The sequence below is a fragment of the Streptomyces plumbidurans genome, assembly GCF_019857225.1.
Classification (GTDB): Bacteria; Actinomycetota; Actinomycetes; order Streptomycetales; family Streptomycetaceae; genus Streptomyces; species Streptomyces plumbidurans.
The window spans coordinates 162692-182841 of the sequence record NZ_JAFJSY010000002.1 but is presented as its reverse complement, the minus strand read 5'-3'; the positions used below and the strand labels follow the sequence as shown (position 1 = coordinate 182841).

Annotated in this window: 15 protein-coding genes; 8 read left to right on the top strand and 7 right to left on the bottom strand. The window is 72.5% G+C overall.

Annotated elements, in window-relative coordinates; genetic code table 11:
* Genes JYK17_RS02270 through JYK17_RS02245 form a run of 6 tightly spaced genes read left to right on the top strand, consistent with a single transcriptional unit; the run spans position 1 to position 4820 of the window.
* Positions 1-783, top strand: coding sequence for a transketolase (locus JYK17_RS02270; RefSeq protein ID WP_108007160.1), 783 nt, complete (start codon positions 1-3; stop codon positions 781-783).
* Positions 780-1757: a transketolase family protein gene (locus JYK17_RS40950; protein WP_108007162.1), complete on the top strand. Its 978-nt coding sequence runs from the start codon at positions 780-782 to the stop codon at positions 1755-1757. The genes JYK17_RS02270 and JYK17_RS40950 overlap by 4 nt, the downstream gene beginning before the upstream one ends.
* A gap of 5 nt (positions 1758-1762) precedes the next feature.
* Complete coding sequence (locus tag JYK17_RS02260; RefSeq protein WP_128801711.1) at positions 1763-2050, top strand: acyl carrier protein; 288 nt, start codon at positions 1763-1765, stop codon at positions 2048-2050.
* Between the two features lies 1 nt (position 2051).
* Complete coding sequence (locus JYK17_RS02255) at positions 2052-3332, top strand: cytochrome P450 (RefSeq protein WP_108007166.1); 1281 nt, start codon at positions 2052-2054, stop codon at positions 3330-3332.
* Positions 3329-4096, top strand: coding sequence for a thioesterase II family protein (locus tag JYK17_RS02250; RefSeq protein ID WP_108007168.1), 768 nt, complete (start codon positions 3329-3331; stop codon positions 4094-4096). Before JYK17_RS02255 ends, JYK17_RS02250 begins: the two co-directional genes overlap by 4 nt.
* Positions 4083-4820 carry a sulfotransferase-like domain-containing protein gene (locus tag JYK17_RS02245; RefSeq protein ID WP_108007170.1) on the top strand — a complete coding sequence of 246 codons (738 nt, stop codon included), beginning with the start codon at positions 4083-4085 and terminating at the stop codon, positions 4818-4820. The genes JYK17_RS02250 and JYK17_RS02245 overlap by 14 nt, the downstream gene beginning before the upstream one ends.
* 114 nt (positions 4821-4934) lie before the next feature.
* Here JYK17_RS02245 and JYK17_RS02240 read toward each other — a convergent pair whose 3' ends face one another.
* From JYK17_RS02240 to JYK17_RS02230, 3 genes are read right to left on the bottom strand one after another with little or no spacing between them, the layout of a single operon-like run.
* Positions 4935-8711, bottom strand: coding sequence for an SDR family NAD(P)-dependent oxidoreductase (locus tag JYK17_RS02240; RefSeq protein ID WP_128801714.1), 3777 nt, complete (start codon positions 8709-8711; stop codon positions 4935-4937).
* A gap of 44 nt (positions 8712-8755) precedes the next feature.
* Positions 8756-9544 (bottom strand): thioesterase II family protein, encoded by a 789-nt coding sequence (locus JYK17_RS02235; protein ID WP_108007174.1) that lies wholly within the window; start codon positions 9542-9544, stop codon positions 8756-8758.
* Between the two features lie 2 nt (positions 9545-9546).
* The gene (locus tag JYK17_RS02230) at positions 9547-12855 is read right to left on the bottom strand and encodes a non-ribosomal peptide synthetase (RefSeq protein ID WP_222809643.1); all 3309 of its coding nucleotides are present in this window, start codon (positions 12853-12855) and stop codon (positions 9547-9549) included.
* Between the two features lie 100 nt (positions 12856-12955).
* Here JYK17_RS02230 and JYK17_RS02225 point away from each other — a divergent pair, with 100 nt between their 5' ends.
* Both JYK17_RS02225 and JYK17_RS02220 read left to right on the top strand, forming a co-directional pair.
* Positions 12956-14122: an acyl-CoA dehydrogenase family protein gene (locus tag JYK17_RS02225; RefSeq protein WP_108007178.1), complete on the top strand. Its 1167-nt coding sequence runs from the start codon at positions 12956-12958 to the stop codon at positions 14120-14122.
* 2 nt (positions 14123-14124) lie between these two features.
* Positions 14125-15150, top strand: coding sequence for an acyl-CoA dehydrogenase family protein (locus tag JYK17_RS02220; RefSeq protein WP_108007180.1), 1026 nt, complete (start codon positions 14125-14127; stop codon positions 15148-15150).
* A 45-nt stretch (positions 15151-15195) separates the two neighbouring features.
* Here the strand turns inward: JYK17_RS02220 and JYK17_RS02215 are convergent, their stop codons facing one another.
* From JYK17_RS02215 to JYK17_RS02200, 4 genes are read right to left on the bottom strand one after another with little or no spacing between them, the layout of a single operon-like run.
* Positions 15196-15927, bottom strand: a complete 732-nt coding sequence (locus JYK17_RS02215) for a thioesterase II family protein (RefSeq protein WP_108007182.1) — start codon at positions 15925-15927, stop codon at positions 15196-15198.
* A 20-nt stretch (positions 15928-15947) separates the two neighbouring features.
* Positions 15948-16988 (bottom strand): methyltransferase, encoded by a 1041-nt coding sequence (locus JYK17_RS02210; protein ID WP_234548194.1) that lies wholly within the window; start codon positions 16986-16988, stop codon positions 15948-15950.
* Between the two features lie 3 nt (positions 16989-16991).
* Positions 16992-18218, bottom strand: a complete 1227-nt coding sequence (locus JYK17_RS02205; protein ID WP_108007184.1) for a cytochrome P450 — start codon at positions 18216-18218, stop codon at positions 16992-16994.
* A 28-nt stretch (positions 18219-18246) separates the two neighbouring features.
* Positions 18247-20133, bottom strand: a complete 1887-nt coding sequence (locus JYK17_RS02200; protein WP_222809642.1) for a non-ribosomal peptide synthetase — start codon at positions 20131-20133, stop codon at positions 18247-18249.
* Positions 20134-20150: the final 17 nt, after the last annotated feature.

The window sequence follows — 20150 nt, the reverse complement described above, 5'->3', positions numbered from 1 at the left end:
ATGGGAGAGGATCTGCGCGCCGTGGCGCACGGTCTGCGCCGTGAGGTCGTGCGCATGGCCGGCGGCCCGCACGGCGCACACGTGGGCGGAAGCCTGTCCTGCGTGGACATCCTGACCTCGCTCTACTTCGACGTGATGACCGAGCGGGACGCCTTCGTGCTCAGCAAGGGGCACGCGGCACCCGCCCTGTACGCGGCCCTGGCAGCCGCCGGGCGGATCGACGCGGAGGAGCTGGCCGGCTACACGCGGCCGGGTAGCCGCCTGTTCGGGCATCCCCCGCAGGGCCTGCCGGGCGTCGAGTTCGCCACGGGTTCCCTCGGTCATGGTCTGAGTCTCGGCATCGGTCTCGCCCTGGCCGAACGGCTGGGCGGCGGCACGGGCCACGTCTACGTGCTGCTGGGCGACGGCGAACTGCAGGAGGGCAGCGTCTGGGAAGCGGCGATGTACGCCGGGCACCGGGCGCTCGACAACCTGGTCGCCGTCGTGGACCGCAACGAACTGCAGATCACCGGTCCCACGGAAGGCTGCGTCTCGCTCGAACCGCTGGCCGACAAGTTCACCGCGTTCGGCTGGCTGACCCGCACGGTGGACGGACACGACCTCGGCTCCCTGGGGAAGGCACTGGGCGAGCCGGCCGGACGGCCGGTGGCGGTCGTCGCCGGCACGGTCAAGGGCCGTGGCGTGCCCTTCCTGGAGGGGAAGGCCTCGAGCCACTACGCGACCCTGCGTCCCGCGCTGGTACGGCGCGCGCTCGCCGCGCTGGACGCGAAGGCACCGGCGTGACGGCCCCCGCGACCGGCCCGGAGCCGGCGGACCCGCAGCCGGCGGACCCGCGCAGGGTCTACCGGGACGCGCTGCTCGACCTCGCCGCCGTCGACGAGCGGGTGATCTGCCTCGACTCGGACACCGGGGGGCTGGAGTCCACCTTCGGCGCCCGGTTTCCCGACCGGTACGTCAACGTCGGCATCGCCGAGGCCAACATGTTCGGCATCGCGGCGGGTCTCGCCTCGCGCGGCTACCGGCCGTACGCGCACACGATGGCCGCCTTCGCCACCCTGCGCGCGGCCGAACAGCTCAAGGCGGACATCGTGGGCCACCGGTTGCCGGTCCGGATCGTCGCCACACACGGCGGCCTCTCCGCGGCGCACTTCGGCAGCAGCCACTACGCACTGGAGGATCTGGCCGTAACCCGCGCCCTGATGGACCTGGCGGTCGTGGTGCCGGCGGACGCCGCCGAGATCGAGCCCGCCGTGCGAGCCCTGCACGCCGTGGACGGGCCCGCGTACCTGCGGCTGGGCCGTTCGGCCACCCCCTCGGTGCACGGCGGACGGCCGCCGTTCCACCTCGGCCGCGCCGGCCGGCTGCGGCCCGGGACCGACGTGACGGTGATCGCCATGGGGCCACAGCCCGTGCTCATGGCGCTGGAAGCCGCCGATGCCCTGGCCGACGACGGTGTGTCCTGCCAGGTGATCCAGATTCACACGCTCAGCCCGCTGGACTCGCGGGCCGTGCTCGCGGCGGCCCGGACCACCGGGGCGCTGGTCACGGTGGAGGAGCACCGACCGCGGGGCGGACTCGGTGACGCCGTCGCCGAGGCCGTCGGCGCGCACTGCCCGGTGCCGCACCGCCGCGTGGCCGTGAACGGGCCGGTGGGCACGGTGGTGCGCGGCCACCGGGAGGCGCTGGAGGAGTCGGGCGTCAGCGCGGCGGCGATCCGCGCCGCCGCGACGCAGGTGATCGAGATTGGGAAAAGGTGATCGACATGCACGGTCCCGCACAGGCGGGCACCCCTGCGCAGCAGTCCGCCCGCCCCACCGGCGAGCGGATCGCCGAACTGTACGAACGCGTGCTGCGGGTCGGGGACGTCCGGCAGGACGACGACTTCTTCGTCCTCGGCGGGACGTCCCTGTCGGCGATCGAGTTGCTGGACACGATCACCGATGAGCTGGGGGTCCGGGTGCCGGTCGGGGATTTCTACCGCGCCACCGGCGTCGCGGAGCTCGCCGACGTGGTGGACGCCCGGGTCGCCGAGCGGGCGGGAGGAGTCTGAGATGCTGCTGTCCACACCGCCGTTCGCTCCGGTGTCGTTCCGCGACGCCGACCTGCTGGACTCCGCGTACTACGCGTCGGGCGACCCGCACGCCCTGTGGGCGCACCTGCGGGAGAACAGCCCCGCCCACCGCTGCGACCCGGGCGACGGACGCGAGCCGTTCTGGGTGCTGACCCGGTACGACGACGTGCACCGGGTGCTGCGGGACCACCCGACGTTCTCCTCCCGGCGCGGCACCATGCTGTGCATCATCGACCTGAGCATGCCGGACATCGCGTCCGACGACATGATGCCGGACACCGACCCGCCCCGGCACCGGCAGCTGCGGGAGCCGCTGAACCGCGCCCTCACCCCGCGTGCGGTGGCCGGCCAGGAGGGCTCCATCCGGGCGCAGGTGCGCCGGCTGCTGCAGCCGGCCCTAGACGGGTCGGTCTTCGACGTCGCCCAGGCCGCGCTGATGTTCCCGATGGCGTTCACCGGCACGCTGATGGGGCTGCCGAGCGAACACTGGCCGCGCATGGCGGAGCTGACCACGATGACGGTCGCCTACGACGACCCGGACTACTCCACCGGCTCCCCGACCGCCACTGTCCGCCAGGCGCACCACGAGCTGTTCGACTTCTTCCGTACGGAGGTCACCCGGCGCCCGCGCACCGATCCGGGCACCGACCTGATCGGCATTCTGCGGTCGATGGACCTCGACGAGGACCCGCTCAGCGAACGGCAGTTGATGCTGAACTGCTACGCGCTCCTGCTCGGAGCGAACGTCACCACCCCGCATGCGGTGTGCACGATGGTGTCGATGATGGGGGAGCAACCGGAGCAGTTCGCCAAGGTCCGCGACAATCCGGAACTGCGCGAACGGTGCGTGCAGGAGGTGTTGCGCTGGGCGTCGCCGGCCAGCCACTTCATGCGCTACGCCGTGCGCGACGTCGAGTTGCACGGACGGCTGATACGCGCGGGCGAGCCGGTCAGTGTGTGGCTGGGGTCCGCCAACCGCGACGAGCGCGTCTTCACGGATCCGTTCCGCTTCGACGTCACCCGGCACCCCAACCGTCATGTCGCCTTCGGTGTCGGGCCGCACTACTGCATCGGCGCTGGCCTGGCGACCCTGGCCCTGCGCATCCTCCTCGACGAGCTGCTCGACCTCGTCGAGGCCGTGGAGCCGGCGGGCGAGGTCGCCCATCTGGCGTCCAACTTCGTCGCGGGATACAAGCGGATGCCGATGCGGCTGTTGCCCCGCCCGGGGTGTCGTACGGACCGTGCGGAGGCCGGCCGGTGAGCGGCGCCGGCTCCTGGTTCGACCGGAGGTTTCGTTCCTCCACCGCGCGCCACAGCCTGTACTGCTTCCCGTTCGCCGGCGGTTCGGCGAGCTACTACGCCGACTGGGCCGAGTACGTCAACGGCTCCGTCGAGCTGGTGCCCGTCCAGTTGCCGGGGCGGGGCGCCCGCATGACGGAACCCCTGGCGACGTCGCTCGACACCGTCACCGACGAGGTCGCGGGGCTGATCGCGGCCGCGCCGACCGTGCCGCTGCTGTTCGGGCACAGCATGGGGGCCATCCTGGCGTTCGAGACCGCCCGGCGCCTGCGGGCGCGGGGACACAGGGTCGGGCACCTGTTCGTCAGCGGGCGGCCCGCGCCCCCGATCGGGCGGCCGCTGCAGCCGGTGAGCTCCCTGCCCCGGCCGGAGTTCATGGGCGTCCTGCGGGACTACGGCTGCATCGACGAGGAGATCCTCGCGCACGACGAACTGCTGGACCTGCTGCTGCCGATGATGCGCTCGGACTTCTCGCTCATCGAGCGGTACCACTACCGACCCGGGGTGCCGCTGGACTGCCCGATCCTGGCCTGGTGCGGCGACCGCGACCCCGAGGTCCCACCCGAGGCCATGCGGGGCTGGGGGGACGAGACCTGCTCCGGGTTCGAACTGCGTGTACGCCCCGGCGGCCACTTCTTCCTCACCGAGCACCGCGCGGAAGTAGCGCAGGCCGTCCAGCACGCGGTGCACAGCAGGACGACGGGAGAACGCGATGCCGCCCTCTGAGTCCGGACCTCGGCTGCTGGTGCTGTGGAGCCCGCCGCGCTGCCGGTCCACGGCCTTCGCCCGCATGATGCACGAGCGCGGCGACTTCACGGTGCTCCACGAGCCGTTCTCACACCTGAAGGACTTCGGCACCGCCGAGGTCGCAGGCGTGTCCTGCACGGACGAGCGGACGCTGATGGACGAGCTGCTGTCCCTGGCCGAGCGCACACCGGTGTTCGTGAAGGACACCACCGACTTCCACTACCCGGGGGTGCTCGCCGCCGACGACTTCCTGCGGGAGGCCGCTCACACGTTCCTCGTGCGGCATCCGCGCGAGGCCATCGCGTCGCATCACCGACTCAACCCGCAGCTCACCCGGGACGAGATCGGCTTCGCCCGGGTCCGGGAGATCCACGAAGCGGTGCGCGGGGCGGGCGGCGAACCGGTGGTGGTCGACTCCGACGACTTCGTGGACCGCCCGGAAGCCACCGTCCGCGCGTACTGCCGGGCGGTGGGACTGGAGTTCCGGCCTCAGGCGCTGTCCTGGTCCCCCTCGGTGCTGCCCGGCTGGGAGAAGACGCTGCGCTGGCACACCGAGGTGGCCGCGAGCACCGGTGTCACGCGTCGCCCCAGCGCCGGAGCGACGGAGGTCGAGGACCACCCGGTGCTCGGCCCGTACTACCGGTACCACCTGCCGCACTACCAGTGGCTGCGGGAGCGGCGGCTGCGGATCGCGGAGTCCTGAACCGACCGCGACGCCCTCGCGCCGGCCGGCGGTTGGCGGTGGCGGACGGCGGACGGCGGACGGGTGATTGGCCCGGGACCGGCCCGCGTACGACGGCGCGGGCCGGGCGCCGGTTCAGGGACCGTCCGGCAGGCCGAGGGCGTCGGCCAGCTCACGCACCGTCGGGTGGGCGTAGAGGAGTTCCACCAGCACGTCGCGGCCGAAGCGCGCCCCCAGTCGGTCGGCCGCCTGCACCGCCCTGATCGAGTCGCACCCGAGGCTGAAGAAGGAGACGTCCCGGCCGATCCGGTCGGCGCCGAGGAGCTCTCCCAGCACGTCGGCCACCAGGGCCTCCCCCGGCCCCTGTGGAGCGGCGTGGACGACGTGCGCGGTCTCCCGGGAGGCCAGGACCGCCACCGGGTCGACGGCGCCGAGCACGTCCCTCGGAAGCCTCGGCACGACCGTGATCTGAGCGAAGACCCCCTCACGGGCCAGTGCGACGGCGACCTCGCGGCGCACCGTGTCGACGTCCGCCTCCGGCTCCGGCACCACGGCGACAACGACGCTGCCCCCCGCGAACTGGTCGGACGCAAGATGGGGCCGCATGTGCGCGTTCGCGGGGTCGGCACCGATCAGCAGGTGGGGACCGCGGTGGTGCAGCGCGCGGAGCAGTGACGACACGCCCTCGGCGGGGTCGATGAGGCCGAGGCCGCGTCGCCGGGCCGCCTCCGTCAGCGGGTTGCCCTCGTTCATGCCCGGCCCCGCCCACATGCTCCACGCCAGACAGCGCACCCTCCGCCCGCCTGCGGCCCATCGCCGCGCATAGCCGTCGACGGCGGCGTTCGCGGCGGCGTAGGCGCCGAAACCGCTGCCGCCGAGGAAGCCGTTGACGGACGAGAACAACACCACAGCGGTGTCCGGGCGGTCCTCCAGCAGTTCCTCGATGGCCGCGCAGCCGCGGGCCTTGGGGCGCAGCATATGGCGCAGCCAGGTCACCGACTCCCGCGTCAGGTGATGGGCCGCCAGGTCGTCCCACTGCGGTGCGATCGGGCTCCCGGCGAGGTGCACGACCAGGTCGAGCCGCTGCCCCCAGTCGCGTTCCGCGGCGGCGACCGCGGCGGCCAGCTCGTCGGCGTCGGCCACGTCGGCGGACGCGTAGCGGACGTGTCCCAGGTCGCGCAGCGCGGCCAGGACCTCGCCGGCTCCGGTCCGGTCCAGCTCGGCCTCAGGGGTGCGCCCGACGACGACCAGTCGTGCGCCGACGGCGACCAGGAGGTGTTCGCAGACCGCCCGTCCGAGGCCGCCCAGTCCGCCGGTGACCAGAGCGGTGCCTCCCGGCCGCAGGAACTCTCCGGGGACGTCCATGTCCCCCGCCGGTTCCACCACCCGCAGTCCGTACGCGTATCCGGCGCCCTCGCGCACACCGACCACATCGGCGCCGTAGCCGGTGTCGGCCAGCTGCGCCAGGGCCTTGCCGTCGGCGTCGAGGGGCGCGTCGACCAGCCGGACCGACGCGCACACGCCCTCGGTGGCGGCGGTGCGGACCATCCCCGTCAGCGCCGCCCGCCCCGGGACCACCTCGTCCCCCTCGCGCACGTGCAGCGCACTCCGGGTCAGAACGACGAGGTCGGCGCCGGGCACCGCACGGGCGAGGGCGGCCAGGGTGACCAGGAAACGCTCGGGGGCCTCGGGTGCGTCGTCCGTGACGCCGCTCTCCACCGCGTACACGACCCGCTCGGGCGGCCCCGAGACGGCGAGCAGGTGGGCGAGCGCGCGATCCTGCTGCTCCGGGTCGGCCAGGTCCGCCACGACGTGACCGTCCTCTTCGACCCGGAACCGCTCACCGGGCGTGACGACTCCCGTGACGCCGGGCACCCGCCATGCCCAGTCGGCCGTGTCGGACGCGTAGACGACGGTCGGCCGGTCCCCGGGCCCCGTGTCGAGGACGTCCACCGGCGACCAGGTGGACTCCAGCATGCGGCTGCCGCCCTGCTCGGCCCCACCCGGTTCCCCGCCGTACATGCGGTGGTCGAAGCGTCCCTGCCGCAGCGCGTCCACCAGGTGCTTACGCTGGATCTTGCCGCCCGCGGCCCGGGGGAACTCCTCCTCGCTCACCGGCACGATCGCCTTGGGACGCAGCGCGAGTGTGCGGGTCAGGGCCGTGCGGATGCCGAGGACCGTGCGGTCCAGGTCCGCCGAGGCGGCCGGGGTGGGGACGAAGAAGGCGTACACGGCCTCCGTGCCCGTGTCCTCGTCCGGCAGCCCGCACACGGCCGCGCACGCGGGCCGTACCCCTTCGGCCTGCTCGATCACCGCCTCGATCTCGTGCGAGGGGTAGTTGGCGCCGTTGACGATGACCATGCTCTGCCGGCGCCCGGTCAGCGTCAGCCGCCCGTCGCGCACGAAGCCGAGGTCACCGGTGTCGAACCAGCCGTCGTCGGTGAAGCTCGCGGCGTCGGCGGCCTCGTTGCGCAGATAACCCTCCATGACGGTGGTGCCGGTGACGTGCAGGCGGCCCACCCGCCCCTCCGGCAGCACGCGTCCCTCGTCGTTCGTGATCCGCAGCGCCACTCCCGGCACCGGCCTGCCGACCTCGGTCAGCGTCACCGCACCCGGTGTGTCGGGCACGGTCCGGACCAGCTGTCCGTCGAGCGACCCGGAGTCGAGGGTGACAGTGCCCACCGACCGGTCACGGATGTCGAGCCGCCCGTAGGTGACCCCGGAGGAGGTCTCGGACATGCCCCAGCACGGCACCATGGCGTCGGCCGGCAGGCCGTGCGGGGCGAGCGCCTCCAAGAAGGCGAACGCCGTCCGGGCCACGACCGCCTCGCCCGCGTTGCAGATGTTGCGCATGCTGGAGAGGTCCCACCGCCCGGCCGCGATCTCCTCGCGGTGCTTCAGAACGAGCGCGAAGGCGAAGTTCGGCGCCCACGTGGTGGTGGCGCGGAAGCGTTGGATCCAGTCCAGCCAGTTCAGCGGACGCCGGATCATGCTCTCGGTACGGGCGTTGACGTGTTCGCAGCGCAGGAACACGTCGCGCACGTTGCACATCACCATTCCGCCGACATGGTCCAGCGGCATCCAGTTCAGCGAGACGTCGTCCTCCGTGAAGCCGTTGGCGGAGATGGCGGCGTGGGTGCGGGCGACGATCGTGCGGTGGACGTGCCGCACGCACTTCGGTGTCCCCGTGCTGCCCGAGGTCAGCAGGTTGACCACGGGGTGGTCCGGTGTCGCGGCGAACGGCTCGGCCGGCTCCCCCGCCGAGGCCGACTCGGACAGAGAGACGACGCGCAGCCGCCCTTCCGCCTCCCACAGCGGGGCCAGACCGGCCACCCGGTCGTGGAGTTCGGTGTCGGTCAGCACCACCGGGTGGTCCAGCATCTCCCATGCGGCGCGCAGCTTGCGGACGACGGCGTTCTCCGTGCGGTAGTCGGGGGCGGCCCCGACCGGCGTGGGGACGAAGCCGCCCAGGACGCACGCCCAGAACCCGGTGACGAACGTCCGGCTGTCCCCGCACTGCATCAGCACCGAGTCGCCCGGCGCGAGCCCCAGCGCCCGCAGTCCCGTGAGCGCTCGCAGCGCCTCGTCCACCAGTTCCGGGAAGGTCTGCCGGTCGGTGCCGCCGTCGGGGAGCACATAGGTGAGTCCTCGGCCGGGCGCCAGCGACGCGGCCTGCAGCAGGGCCTCACCGAGAGTCCGCGGGGCCTTGGGCGGGACGGCCGGTGCCGGGCCGCGCACCAGCGCCGGACGCCCTCCAGCGATCGGCGTCCCCGGCGGACGGGCCGTGACCGGGCCCTCGTCCGGGCCGTTGTGCGCCCGCAGTCTGCGATCGATGACGGTGACCGCCTCGCGTACCCCCTCGACGCCGGCCGCGGCCCGGTCGATCCTGGCCAGATCCCCGCTGTCGGTCATGTACGCCCTCTTTCTCCTCCGTCGCCCCTCAGTCCGTCAGTCCGTCAGTCCGTGAGCAGGACCTCCGCCAGGGTGCGTGCGGCGTCCAGGGACATGTCCTTGATGAAGTAGTGGCCGCCGTCCACCAGCCGGTCCGAGGCGCCCACCGAGGTGTGCTCGCACCACGCCTGCGCGTCCTGGGGTCCGACGAGCCGGTCGTCCCGGCCGCGCAGCGTCGTGACCGGCACCGGCAGCGGCGGCCGGGCGCGGTACTCGTAGCGCTCCCACAGCCTGAAGTCGGCACGCAGCACGGGCAGCAGGAACTCGAGGAAGGCGGGTTTGTCCAGCAGCGCGTCGGGGATGCCGCCCCTGGCCCGGACGACGCCGAGGAGTTCGGCGTCCGGCAGTTCGTGCAGCACCGGCCCGGACGGGGGCAGGTGTGGGGCGGGCTGCGCGCCGGCCACCAGCGTCCGGGGCCATACGCCGAACCGCTCGCCCATGGTCTGTGCGACCTCGTAGGCGAGCAGGGCGCCCGCGCAGTGTCCGTACAGGGCGTAGGGCACCGTGCAGTACGGGCGCAGTGCCACGGCGCAGGCCCGGATCAGTGCGCCGAGATCGCCGGGCGCGGCCTCCCGTGAGCGGTCCTCGCGGCCGGGCGGCTGCACGGCGACGACTTCCACCGACTCCGGCAGCAGTCCGGGCAGGCCCGCGAACACCGACGCGCCACCGCCCGCGAACGGCAGGCAGACCAGCCGCAGCGCGGCGGACGGCCGGGCCGCCCTCCTGATCCACCGGGATTCCGCCGAGAACGCGGCCGGGCCGGCCGGTGTGCCGTGTGTGCCGGTCACCGACATCGTCACCCGTCCCCCTCGCTCGTCTCCAGAAGCCGGGCGAGTTCGCCGATCTCCTCGTCGGTGCGTCCCTCCACCAGGTCCAGGGCCTCGGCGAGGGCGCCCCGGCGCTCCCGGTCGCGTTCGGTGGCTTCGTCGACCAGACGGGCGAGTCCGCCGACCGTGGGGTCGGCGAAGAAGTCCGCGATCGGCACGTCGACCCCGAAGACGGCCTTGACCCGCGAGGCGATGCGGATCGCCTGCAGGCTGGTCCCTCCGGCCGCGAAGAAGTTGGCGGCGTTGCCGATGCGTACTCCCAGCAGCGGCGCGAACACCTCCCCGCGCACCAGCCGCTCCGTGGACGTGCTGTGTTCGTCGTCGACGTCCGCCTCGTCCTCCACGCCGGCGAACTCCACCGCCGGCAACGCCCGCCGGTCGACCTTGCCGCTCTGGGTCAGCGGCACCTCGTCCAGCGGTACCAGCACGTTGGGCACCATGGTCTGCGGCAGCCGGGTGCCGAGCGCGGCCCGTACCGCGTCCAACTGCAGGTCGGCACCGTGTTCCGGGACGACGTAGGCGATCAGCAGCGTGCCCAGACGGGGGTCCACGGCGACGTCGGCGACCGCACGGGCCACCCCCGCGACGGTCTGCAACGCGGCCTCCACGTCCCCCAGTTCGATCCGCACTCCCCTGACCTTGACCTGACGGTCGATCCGGCCGAGGAAGCGCAGGTCGCCGTCGTCGTCCCAGACCGCCAGGTCACCCGTCAGGTACATACGCGAGCCCGGCGGACCGTACGGGTCGGGGCGGAACCGCTCGGCGCCGAGGTCGGGCCGGCCCAGGTAGCCGCGTCCCACGCCGAGCCCGGCAATGGCGAGTTCGCCCACCGCGCCCGGTGGCTGCAGCCCCAGGTCCGCGTCGAGGACGTACGCGCGGTGGTGCGCCATCGCCCGGCCGATGGGCGGTGACGACGTCCACTGCCCCTCGCATCTCCTGGCCACCACCGTCACCGTGGTCTCGGTCGGGCCGTACCCGTTGTAGAAGGCGCGTCCCCGCGCCCAGCGGGTGGTGAGCTCACCGGTGAACGCCTCCCCGCCGACGAAGGCCACCCGCAGGTCCTCGTACCTCTCGGGCTCGAGCAGCTCCATGATCGCCGGCGGCAGGTCGACGACCGTGATCCGCTGCTCCACCAGGAGTGCGTCCAGGGCGTCGACCGACCTGCGCTCCTCCTCGTCGACGACGTACAGGCGGGCGCCGGTCAGCAGTGCGCCGAAGACCTCGAACACCGATACGTCGAATCCCGGAGAGGCGAACTGCAGGATGCGATCGTCCGGGCCGAGCCCGAACATCTCACCGACCGTCCTGATGAAGTTGGTGACGTTGCGGTGCTCGATGAGCACCCCTTTGGGGCGTCCGGTGGACCCGGAGGTGTAGATGACGTAGGCGAGCGACTCGGGAACGGCCCACGCGTCCACGGAGGTGCCGGGCAGGCCGGTGACGTCCTCCTCGACGTCCACGGTGCGTACGCCCTCGGTGGCGGGCCGGGGGGATCCCGGTGACACCAGTGCCCAGCCGGCTCCGGAGTCCTCGGCGATGGCGTTGACGCGCTCCTCGGGCAGGGTCAGGTCCACGGGCACGTAGGCGGCCCCGGCCTTCAGCACGCCGAGCAGCGCCGCGATCAGCGCCGGCCCGCGCTCCACCATGACGAGCACCCGCGCGTCGGGCCGGACACCCTGGTCGAGCAGGCCACGGGCTATGCGGTTGGCCCAGGCGTCCAGTTCGGCGTACGTGGTCCCGCCCTTGCGGAAGGCCACCGCGAGACGGTCGGGGTGCGCACGGGCGACCCGCTCGAAGAGCCCGTGGACGGTGTCGTCGGGGCAGGAGCCGATCGGCTCGTTCCACTCGCCGAGGATGCGGTCCTGCGCGCCCGGCTCACCGAACGGCAGTGCGGTGACGGGCCGTTCCGGGGCGCGGCAGCCGCCGTCGAGCAGCCGCAGGTAGCGCTGGGCGACCCGCCGCGCGGTCGGTTCGCGGTAGAGCGCGGCCGCGTACCGCACGGCGACCGTCGGCGCGGGTCCGTCGAGTGCGGCCTCGAGGGAGAGTTCGAAGGTGCCGACGCCGGTGTCCACCTGTTCGGCGTCGATCCGCAGGTCGCCCGCCCGCACCGGCTCCGCGGCCATGGGGGCGGCGGTGAACCCGAGCTGGACGAGTGGCAACCGGCTGGGATCGGGTTCGACGCCGAGGCGCTCCAGCACGAGCTTGAAGGGGAGGTCGCCGTGCTGTTCGGCCTCCGTGCGCCGGCGGGACACCGTGCGCACCAGGTCGGCGAAGGACGCCCCGGTGTCCACCTCGACGCGCAGCGGAAGGAGGTTGCCGCAGTCACCGATGAGGGCGTCCGGAGAAAACGGCCCGAGGATGTCGTGCGGCACGCCGATAACGACGTCGGTGGTGGCGGTGTGCCGGGCCACCGTGGCGACATAGGCGGCGAGCAGCACGTCCTCCGGGCTCACCTCCAGATCGCGGGCGACTTCCCGCACCCGCTCGGCCGAGCGCGCGGCCAACGGCTCGCGCACCACCCCGCCGTCCAGGTCCAGCAGCCTGGGCCGTGGCAGGTCGGTGGGGAACGCCGTGTCCTCCCAGCCGCCCAGCGTGCGCTGCCAGTAGCCGACCATGCGGTCGGCGTCGCCGCCCCGGCTCCACTCGCGCTGCCAGGTCGCGTAGTCACCGAAGTCCACCGCAGGTGTGCCGAACTCGGGGGCTCGCCCCGCGCACCGCGCACGGTAGGCGACGGCGAGGTCGGCGCACAGCACGCCAGTCGAGCGCGGGTCCATGACCAGGTAGTGGGTCACCACCACGAGCTGGTGTTCCCGCTCCGAGCGCCGCAGCAGCCGGAACCGCACCATCAGGTCGGCGTTGACGTCGAATCCCCTGCTCAGCTCGGCACGCACGACCTGACGGACCGGCCCGTCCGGCCCTGGTTCCGCAGGCTCCTCCACGGGCAGCCGCACGCGGGGCGGGGACTGCACCACCTGGGCGCCCGTCTCGTGCTCGTGCGGGAACACCGACCGCAGCACGGCGTGCCGTGCGACGACGTCGTTCACCGCGTCCTCCAGGGCCGCGGCGTCCAGCGGGCCGGTCAGCGTCAGTACGAAGCCCAGGCCGTACGCCTTACCGCTCGGCGCCACCCGGTCGAACAGCCAGAGCTGTTCCTGACGACAGGACAGCGGCGCCGACCGGGTTCCCTGGGTGACACCGTCGAGTTGGGCGAGAAACTCTTCCCTGCGCTCCGCCGGCAGCCCACGCAGTCGGCGGAGCAGTTCACTTTGTCGACTCATACGTCCGCCCTGAAAGCGCCGAGATACTATAAAGTCCTCACCGAGTCCGCACAGTAACACTCTACATTGGCGCTTGCGACTGGACTGACGAGGATCGCGCATGCACTTCGAAGTGCCGGAATCCACGGTCGCGTTCGAGCAGGAGGTGAACGCGCTGTTCTCCGATCCGGAGACGCGTCGGCTCCTCCACACGGTGCGCAGCCGAGCCGACCACATGGACGGAGACGTCCGTGACCTCTACCGTCACCTGGGCCGGACCGGCGTGCTGGCGCCTTCCTGGCCGGTCCCCTACGGTGGCCGGGACGCGGACTTCACCGCGACCGTGGTGCTCCTGGAGCAGATGGTGAGCCACGGAATACCACAGAGTCTGTACTACATCTCTGTGCAGATAGTCGGCTCGCTGATCCTGCAGGCGGGCACGGAGGAACAGAGGCGCTCGCTCTTGCCGCGGCTGGCCTCCGGGGACCTGACGGCGTGCATCCTGTTCACGGAACCGGAGCACGGGTCCGACCTGGCGAGCGTCACCACACATGCCACACCGGCGGCCGACGGCTCGGGCTGGGTCATCGAGGGCCGCAAGACCTACAACCTCAAGAGCGCCTACGCCGACGTCGCCCTGTGCGCGGTGCGCACGGACAGCGGGAACAGCCGCTACGAGGGGATCACCCTCTTCCTGGTGCCGCTGGACACCCCGGGCGTCTCGGTCCGTCCCCTTCCGAGCCTGGCCGACGAGCAGTTCCACGACATCCGCTTCTCGCAGGTGCGCGTGGGGAAGGACGCCGTGTTCGGCTCGGTCGGCGCCGGATGGTCGCTGATCACACGGATGTTCGCGGCGGAACGAAACGGGCTCGACTACTACGTCCGCGCCCGCTACTGGCTCGAACTCGCAGCCGACCGGCTCGTCGCGGACGGCCGGCAGCCGACCGGGAGCGAACTCGCCGGGCTCGCGCGACACCAGGCACGGCTCGACGCCAGCAGACTGCTGACCTGCCGGGCCCTGCAGAGTCTGCACGAGGGCCAGTCGGACATCGCCCAGGCGTCCCTCGCCAAGTGGCACTGCAGCGAGACCGCGCAGGGGATCGCGTGGTGGGCGTTCGAGACGCTGGGACTGGACCTGCTGGAGCCGGAGCCGGGCACCGACGGCCCGGTGCTGGAGGCGGCCTACCGGGAGGCACCCGGCATGACCATCTCGGGCGGCGCCTCGGAAGTGCTGCTCGACATCGTCGCCGGTGCCCGGCTGCTGGACGACTCTCGGACCGAAGGATGAGCATGGATCTGCGCATCGACCCGCTCCAGGCCCGGCTCGCCGAAGCCGTGGACACCGCGCTGACGAGGACGGGCGACGTGTACGCCGAACTCGCCGCGCTCGGGGTTCCCGGACTCGGTGCTCCGCAGTCCCTGGGCGGCCTCGGACTGGGGCTGAGTGCCGACATCATGGTCAACGCCCGGCTCGGTCACGGGCTCGAGCCGCTCGGCGCCTACCGCGAGACGGTGCTCGTCCTCGAACTGCTGGAGGAGACGGGCGTTGCGGAACCCCTCCTCGAAGAGGTGCTCAAGGGGCAGCGGCACGCCGCGACCGCCGGTGTGCACACCGACACCGGGCTGCGGGTCGACGCGGAGGGCCGGCTCTGGGGCGACAGCGAGCACCTGCCGGTCGGGGACTTCGGTCTCGTGGTCGCCCGCGCCACGGCGCACGACGGCACCACCCGCCCGTACGTGGTGACCCCGGACCCCACCACCTGCGCCGTCGAGACCGGCTCCCTGCTGAGGCTGCCCACCGTGCGGTTGCGCTTCAGCGGCGCCCGGGCCGAGGCCCTCGACCTGCCCGCCGAGCGGTGGAGCCGGGCGCTGGACGCGGCCCGGGTCCGTCAGGCGGCGGTCCTCCTCGGCCTCGCCGACCGGGCGCTCGCTGTCGCCCGCTCGCACGTCAACCGCCGGGTTCAGTACGGCAGTCCGCTGGTGAACCTGCAGACCGTGTCACACGGTCTGGCCCGGCTCGTCGGGGAGGCGGACGGCTGGCGTCTGCTGCTGCACGAGGTCGCCTGGCACCGCGACCAGGGGCGGGGGAACCCGGCCGACGCCGCACGCCTGCTGGCCGTCGCCGCGGAGCACGCCCTGCTGTGCACCCGGAAGGCACTGCAACTCCACGGTGTGCGCGGGATGCTGGCGCACTCCACCGCGGCCACCGCCTACCGGCTGGCGTCGGTGGAGGCGGCCCGCACGGGTGCCCCCGCCGTGCTCTGGGCCAGGGCGACACCACACCCGGCGGCCACCGGCCTGACCAGCTTCCGCTGACACATCGCGACACCCGTCCCGACCGCCCCCGTCGACGCACCAGGGTCAGGCTTCGGTGATGTCCGCGATCAGCAGGTCCCGCAGGGCGTCCGGCAGGTGCAGGAAGGTGTAGTGCGTCCCGGACAGCACGTGCTTGCGGGCCTCGCCCCACGCGCTCCAGCCGGTCATGAGGCCGTGCGGGACCTCGGTGTCCTCGTCCCACCCGATGACGGTGATCGGGCTGGACACCCGCACCGGCCGCTCCCTGCGGTACGCGCGGTTCGCGTCCAGATCGGCCTGCAGGATCTCGAGGAGCAGGTCGAGCATGTCGGGCGCGGGGGCGGCGGAGCCGAGTTCCGCGAGCAGGCCCTTCAGCTCGGCCCGCAGTTCCTCGCCCGTCATCCCGAGGAACCGGCCGTAGGGACCGTCCTGCGGGGCGACCTGCGAGGAGACGAAGCAGCGGGCAGGCGGGCGCAGCCCGCGGCCGTCGATCCGCAGCACGGTCTCGAAGGCCGGCAACGCGCCACCGCAGTGCCCGAACACGGCGTAGGGACGGTCGAGATGGCCGGCCAGCGCGTCCACGAGGTCGGTGGCCAGCCGCTCGTAGGTCTGGAAGTGAGGATCGCGCATCCGGTTCTCGCGCCAGGGAAGCTGCACCGGCAGGACCTCCACCGGACCGATCCGCTCGGGCCACTCGCGGAACATCGAGGCGCCGCAGCCGGAGTAGGGAAGGCAGAACAGACGGTACAACGCGTCCGGCGCGGGCTCCCTGAGCAGCCACTTCCTCCGGGTCGTCACAGACGTCGCCCTCCCTCGTGTCACGGCTTGTGGGCGACCACGGCGCCGTTCGCCGCGGGTGCCCAAAATCGCACGGTGTGTACGTCCCGGAAGCCGGCAGCGCGCAGCCAGTGGGTGTACTCCGCGGCCGTGTAGTTGCGTCCAGGGGTGCCGACCAGCATGTTCAGACTCATCAGGGCGGCGTCCGGCGGTCCCGCCTTGTCGTCGTCGACGAGCAGTTCGCTGATCACGATCCTTCCGCCGGCAGGCAGCGCTCTGAAGCACTTGGCCAGCAGCTCACGGCCCTGTGTCTCGTCCCAGTCGTGCAAGATCATGGAAAGCAGGATCGTGTCGTGGCCCTCGGGCAGGTCCTGCGGGGCAAAGAAGTCGCCGGGGTGCACCGCGATCCGGTCCGCCAGGCCTGCCTCGGCGATCCGGCCTGCCGTGAGGGCGCACACGTGCGGCAGGTCGAAGACGGTGGCCCTCAGCCGCGGGTGGTGGCGGCACAGCTCGACAGTGAAGGCGCCGCCGCCACCGCCGACGTCCAGCAGCCTGGCGCCGTCCAGATCGACGGCCCTGGCCAGGGCCTGGGCGGTGAGCGCCGACACCGGGTAGAGCCCGTCCCAGAAGAGGGCCGGGCGGTTGTCCCCGTCGAAGATGCCCTTGCCCGGTTCCGGGGTCGGCCTGGTGGGCCGGTCGGTCCGGACGGCCTCGGTGATCCGCATCCATCCGGGGTAGACGTACTCCTGCAGCATGCGGATGTAGTCGCCGAAGTAGTACGGCCTGCCGCGTACCAGATACGCGTCGGACACGGGGCTGTTGACGTAGCGTTCACCGTCCTTGCGCAGCAGCCCCAGGGCGGCCGACGCGGTCAGCAGCATCTCCGCCGGCCGCTCGGGGATGCCGAGCCCCTTGGCCGTCTCCTGCAGGGTCGCCCCTTCCTCCTGGTGGAGGAAGGTGAACAGGCCGAGGGCTTCGGCCGCCACGAGGGTCTGCGAGCGCCACAGCCCGGCCGCCAGCGTGACCAGCGGTTCCGGTGAAGGGGCGCCGGTGTCCGGCACCCCGGTCGAACGGTCCTCCACGGCTCAGTCCCCCGCCTTCCCGGCCGTCGTCCCGGATGGCTCGAAGCGGACCGGGATGCGGTCGAACATGATGTGCCGCCCGTTCTCGAAGGAGAGCCGGGGCTCTTCGGTCAGCCGGTACTCGGGATGCCGGGCGAGTTCGCCGAGGACGGCCTTGAACTCGGCGCGCGCCAGCCGCGCTCCGAGGCAGTGGTGCAGGCCGTTGCCGAAGCTCAGGTGCCGGTGGGCGTCGTCGCGGTCGGGGCGGAAGGCGTCCGGGTCGGGGAACGTGTCGGGGTCGCGGTTCGCGGCGTCGAAGAGCAGGACCACCCGGGATCCCTTCGGGATGGTGACACCGTCGATGGTGACGTCGCGTGTGGTGACGCGGGTGAACCGGTCGGTCGGGCACCATCTGCGCAGCGTCTCCTCCGCGACCTGGGCCGCGAGGCCGGGTTCAGCCTTGATGCGTCGTTGCAGCGCCGGGTCGCCCGCCAGGTGCCACAGGATGCGGCTGATCGTGTTCATGGTGTTGTCGTGGCCGGCGACGCAGTACGAGACGATGACGGAGTACAGCAGTTCGTCGGAGACCGGCTCGCCGTCGATCCGCGCCCTCACGAGCCACGACAGGTAGTAGTCCCCCGGCTCCCGCCGTGCCCGCTCGATCTCCCCGGACAGCAGGTCGCGGTAGGCGGGCCAGAAGGCCGACGAGTCCCCGTCCTTCGCCATGCGACGCCACATGGTGGCGGTCAGTTCGCGGACCTCCTGCTGTGCCTTCTCCGACAGGCCGATGGCCAGCGCGAGGGTGCCGATGGCGAACGGCCGGGACAGCTCCGCGACGAGGTCGCCGTGGCCCCGGCGGACGATCGGCGCCACCAGGTCCGTGGCCAGCCGGGCGACCGCCGGCTCCAGGCGGCCCACCGCTTCCCGGTCCACCGGTGGCGCCATCAGCCTGCGGATCGCTCCGTGCTCGGGCGGGTCGTAGTCGATGGGGGAGAACTTCGGCATGCCCGCGGCGCGCGGAAAGTGCACGCCGGATCCGGAGCTGAAGGTCTCGTGGTCCCTGAGTGCCTCCCTCACGTGCTCGTAGCGGGAGAGCACCCACATACCGCCGTGGGCCGGCGAGTACGCCACCGGTGTCTTCTCCCGGAGTGCCGCGTTGACGTCCTCGGCCGTCTGAGGTGTGTACTCCGGGTCGTGGAAGTCGAACGCCTCGGTGAGCCGTGTGATGACGTCCTGCGGTGGTGTCGTCATGTTCTCTCCCCCTCGCCGTGGCACGCGGTCAGGAACGGTCGCGCGGAACGATCGGTGGCAGCGTCTCGAAGCCGGCCGGCTCCCGGCTCGCGGTCGCCAGATGCCCGGCCAGCTCGCCCGGCGTCCCGGCGGTCATCACGGTCGACAGGGCGAGCGGGATGCCGAACGCCTCCTCGACGGCCGAGCGCAACCGCGCGGCAAGGAGCGAGTCGCCGCCGAGCTCGAAGAAGTTGTCGTCGGCCCCGACCCGCTCGACCGAGAGCAACTCGGAGAACAGCTTCGCGAGGCGGACCTCCGCGTCGCCCCGGGGCTCCCGGTAGGGCTGGACCGGCCGCCACTCCCGCCAGTCGGCCGGCGGCAGGGAGAGCCGGTCGACCTTGTCCGAGGTGTTCATCGGCAGCCGGTCCATCCGCACATAGGCGACCGGAACCATGAAGTCCGGCAGTCTCCGCGCGACATGGGCGCGCAGCTCGACGGCCAGGGACGCGTTCGCGGTCGGCGGTTCCCCGGTGACGTAGCAGGCCACGAGCTGCGACCGGTCGCCGTCCTGCACGGTGACGACGCACACCTGCGCGACCTTCGGGTGGCTGCCGAGCACCCACTCGACCTCACCCGGTTCCACCCGGTGGCCGCGGATCTTGACGACGTCGTCGATGCGCCCGTGGTGTTCGAGCACCCCGTCCTGCCGGTACCGGCCGGCGTCCCCCGACCGGTACAGACGACTGCCCGGTGCGCCGAAGGGGTTGGGGCGCAAGCGGGAGGCGGTCAGGGCGGGGTCCCCGAGGTAGCCGAGGCAGAGCGCGGGCGAGTCGATCCACAGTTCGCCCAGCGCTCCGGCGGACACCTCCGTCAGGTCGTCCTCCAGGACATGGACCCGTACGTCGGGCAGCGGCCGCCCGACGGGGGGCGGCGCCGCACGGTCCGCGGCGGTGGCCGTGGCGGGCGTGCACCGCGCTTCCCACGGGTGCAGTGTGTTCGCTATCTGGAACGCCTCCAGCGAGCCGTAGGAGACGGCGACCTCGAAGGGCAGGTCCGCCGGCGCCCACCGGTTGAGCTTGGCGCCGCCGAGCGTCATCAGGCGCAGAGTGCAGTCCTCGGGCCAGGGCAGCGCCTGGAGCATCTCCCCGAGCGGCGTGATCACGAACGCCTGGGTGATCCGGTTTGCGATCAGCCAGTCGCGAAGGGCCGGGGGCGAGGTGATCACGTCCTGTTCCGCGACGTGGATGCTGGCGCCCCGCCACAGCAGCCCGCACACCTCGTGGATGGCTATGCCGGCGCCGGCCGGTCCTAGCCAGGCGCCCCGGTCCGCCGACGTGGTGCGGTTGAGCGCGGAGCCCGGCGAGGCGCCCCCGGTGAGCCAGCGGTGCTGGGCGAGCACGATCTTGGGTTTGCCGGACGAGCCGGAGGTGTGGACCGCGTAGGCGAGGTCGTCGGGGAAGAAGGGGATGTCCGGATCGGCGTCCTCGGGCCGGCCCGGAAGGGCCGTGTCCCGGGACTCCTGTTCCGCCGCGGTCTTCCGGCCGCCGTCGCCCACCACGACCACCGGCACCGAGTACGCCGACGCCGCCGGCTCGCCGTTGGGATCCGTGACGACGGCGGCGGCCTCGGCGGCGCGTACCGCGCGCAGCGCCCGCTCCGCCGGCGCCTTGGGGTCCAGCGTCATGACGACCGCGCCCGCCTTGAGCGTCGCCAGCATGGCGACCACCCATTCGATGGACCGCCCCAGGTGGATGCCGACCACCGCGCCCCGGCCCACCCCCCGGGCGGCCAGGGCCCGTGCCAGCCGGTTCGCCTCCCGGTTGAGCTCCCCGTACGTCAGGCGTACCGGACCGCGCTCGATCGCCAGGGCGTCGGGCCTGGTCCGGGCATGGTTCTGGACGATTTCCGGCAACGTGGCGTCTTCGGGGATGCCCATGGAACGTGTTCCTCCGG

What these genes read in the sequence shown, in the direction of transcription:
- JYK17_RS02240 (WP_128801714.1), bottom strand. Translation starts at nt 8,711, where the DNA reads ATGACCGACAGCGGGGATCTGGCCAGGATCGACCGGGCCGCGGCCGGC.
- JYK17_RS02220 (WP_108007180.1), top strand. Translation starts at nt 14,125, where the DNA reads ATGGATCTGCGCATCGACCCGCTCCAGGCCCGGCTCGCCGAAGCCGTG.
- JYK17_RS02205 (WP_108007184.1), bottom strand. Translation starts at nt 18,218, where the DNA reads ATGACGACACCACCGCAGGACGTCATCACACGGCTCACCGAGGCGTTC.
- JYK17_RS02270 (WP_108007160.1), top strand. Translation starts at nt 1, where the DNA reads ATGGGAGAGGATCTGCGCGCCGTGGCGCACGGTCTGCGCCGTGAGGTC.
- JYK17_RS02225 (WP_108007178.1), top strand. Translation starts at nt 12,956, where the DNA reads ATGCACTTCGAAGTGCCGGAATCCACGGTCGCGTTCGAGCAGGAGGTG.
- JYK17_RS02260 (WP_128801711.1), top strand. Translation starts at nt 1,763, where the DNA reads ATGCACGGTCCCGCACAGGCGGGCACCCCTGCGCAGCAGTCCGCCCGC.
- JYK17_RS02245 (WP_108007170.1), top strand. Translation starts at nt 4,083, where the DNA reads ATGCCGCCCTCTGAGTCCGGACCTCGGCTGCTGGTGCTGTGGAGCCCG.
- JYK17_RS02200 (WP_222809642.1), bottom strand. Translation starts at nt 20,133, where the DNA reads ATGGGCATCCCCGAAGACGCCACGTTGCCGGAAATCGTCCAGAACCAT.
- JYK17_RS02230 (WP_222809643.1), bottom strand. Translation starts at nt 12,855, where the DNA reads ATGAGTCGACAAAGTGAACTGCTCCGCCGACTGCGTGGGCTGCCGGCG.
- JYK17_RS02235 (WP_108007174.1), bottom strand. Translation starts at nt 9,544, where the DNA reads ATGTCGGTGACCGGCACACACGGCACACCGGCCGGCCCGGCCGCGTTC.
- JYK17_RS02255 (WP_108007166.1), top strand. Translation starts at nt 2,052, where the DNA reads ATGCTGCTGTCCACACCGCCGTTCGCTCCGGTGTCGTTCCGCGACGCC.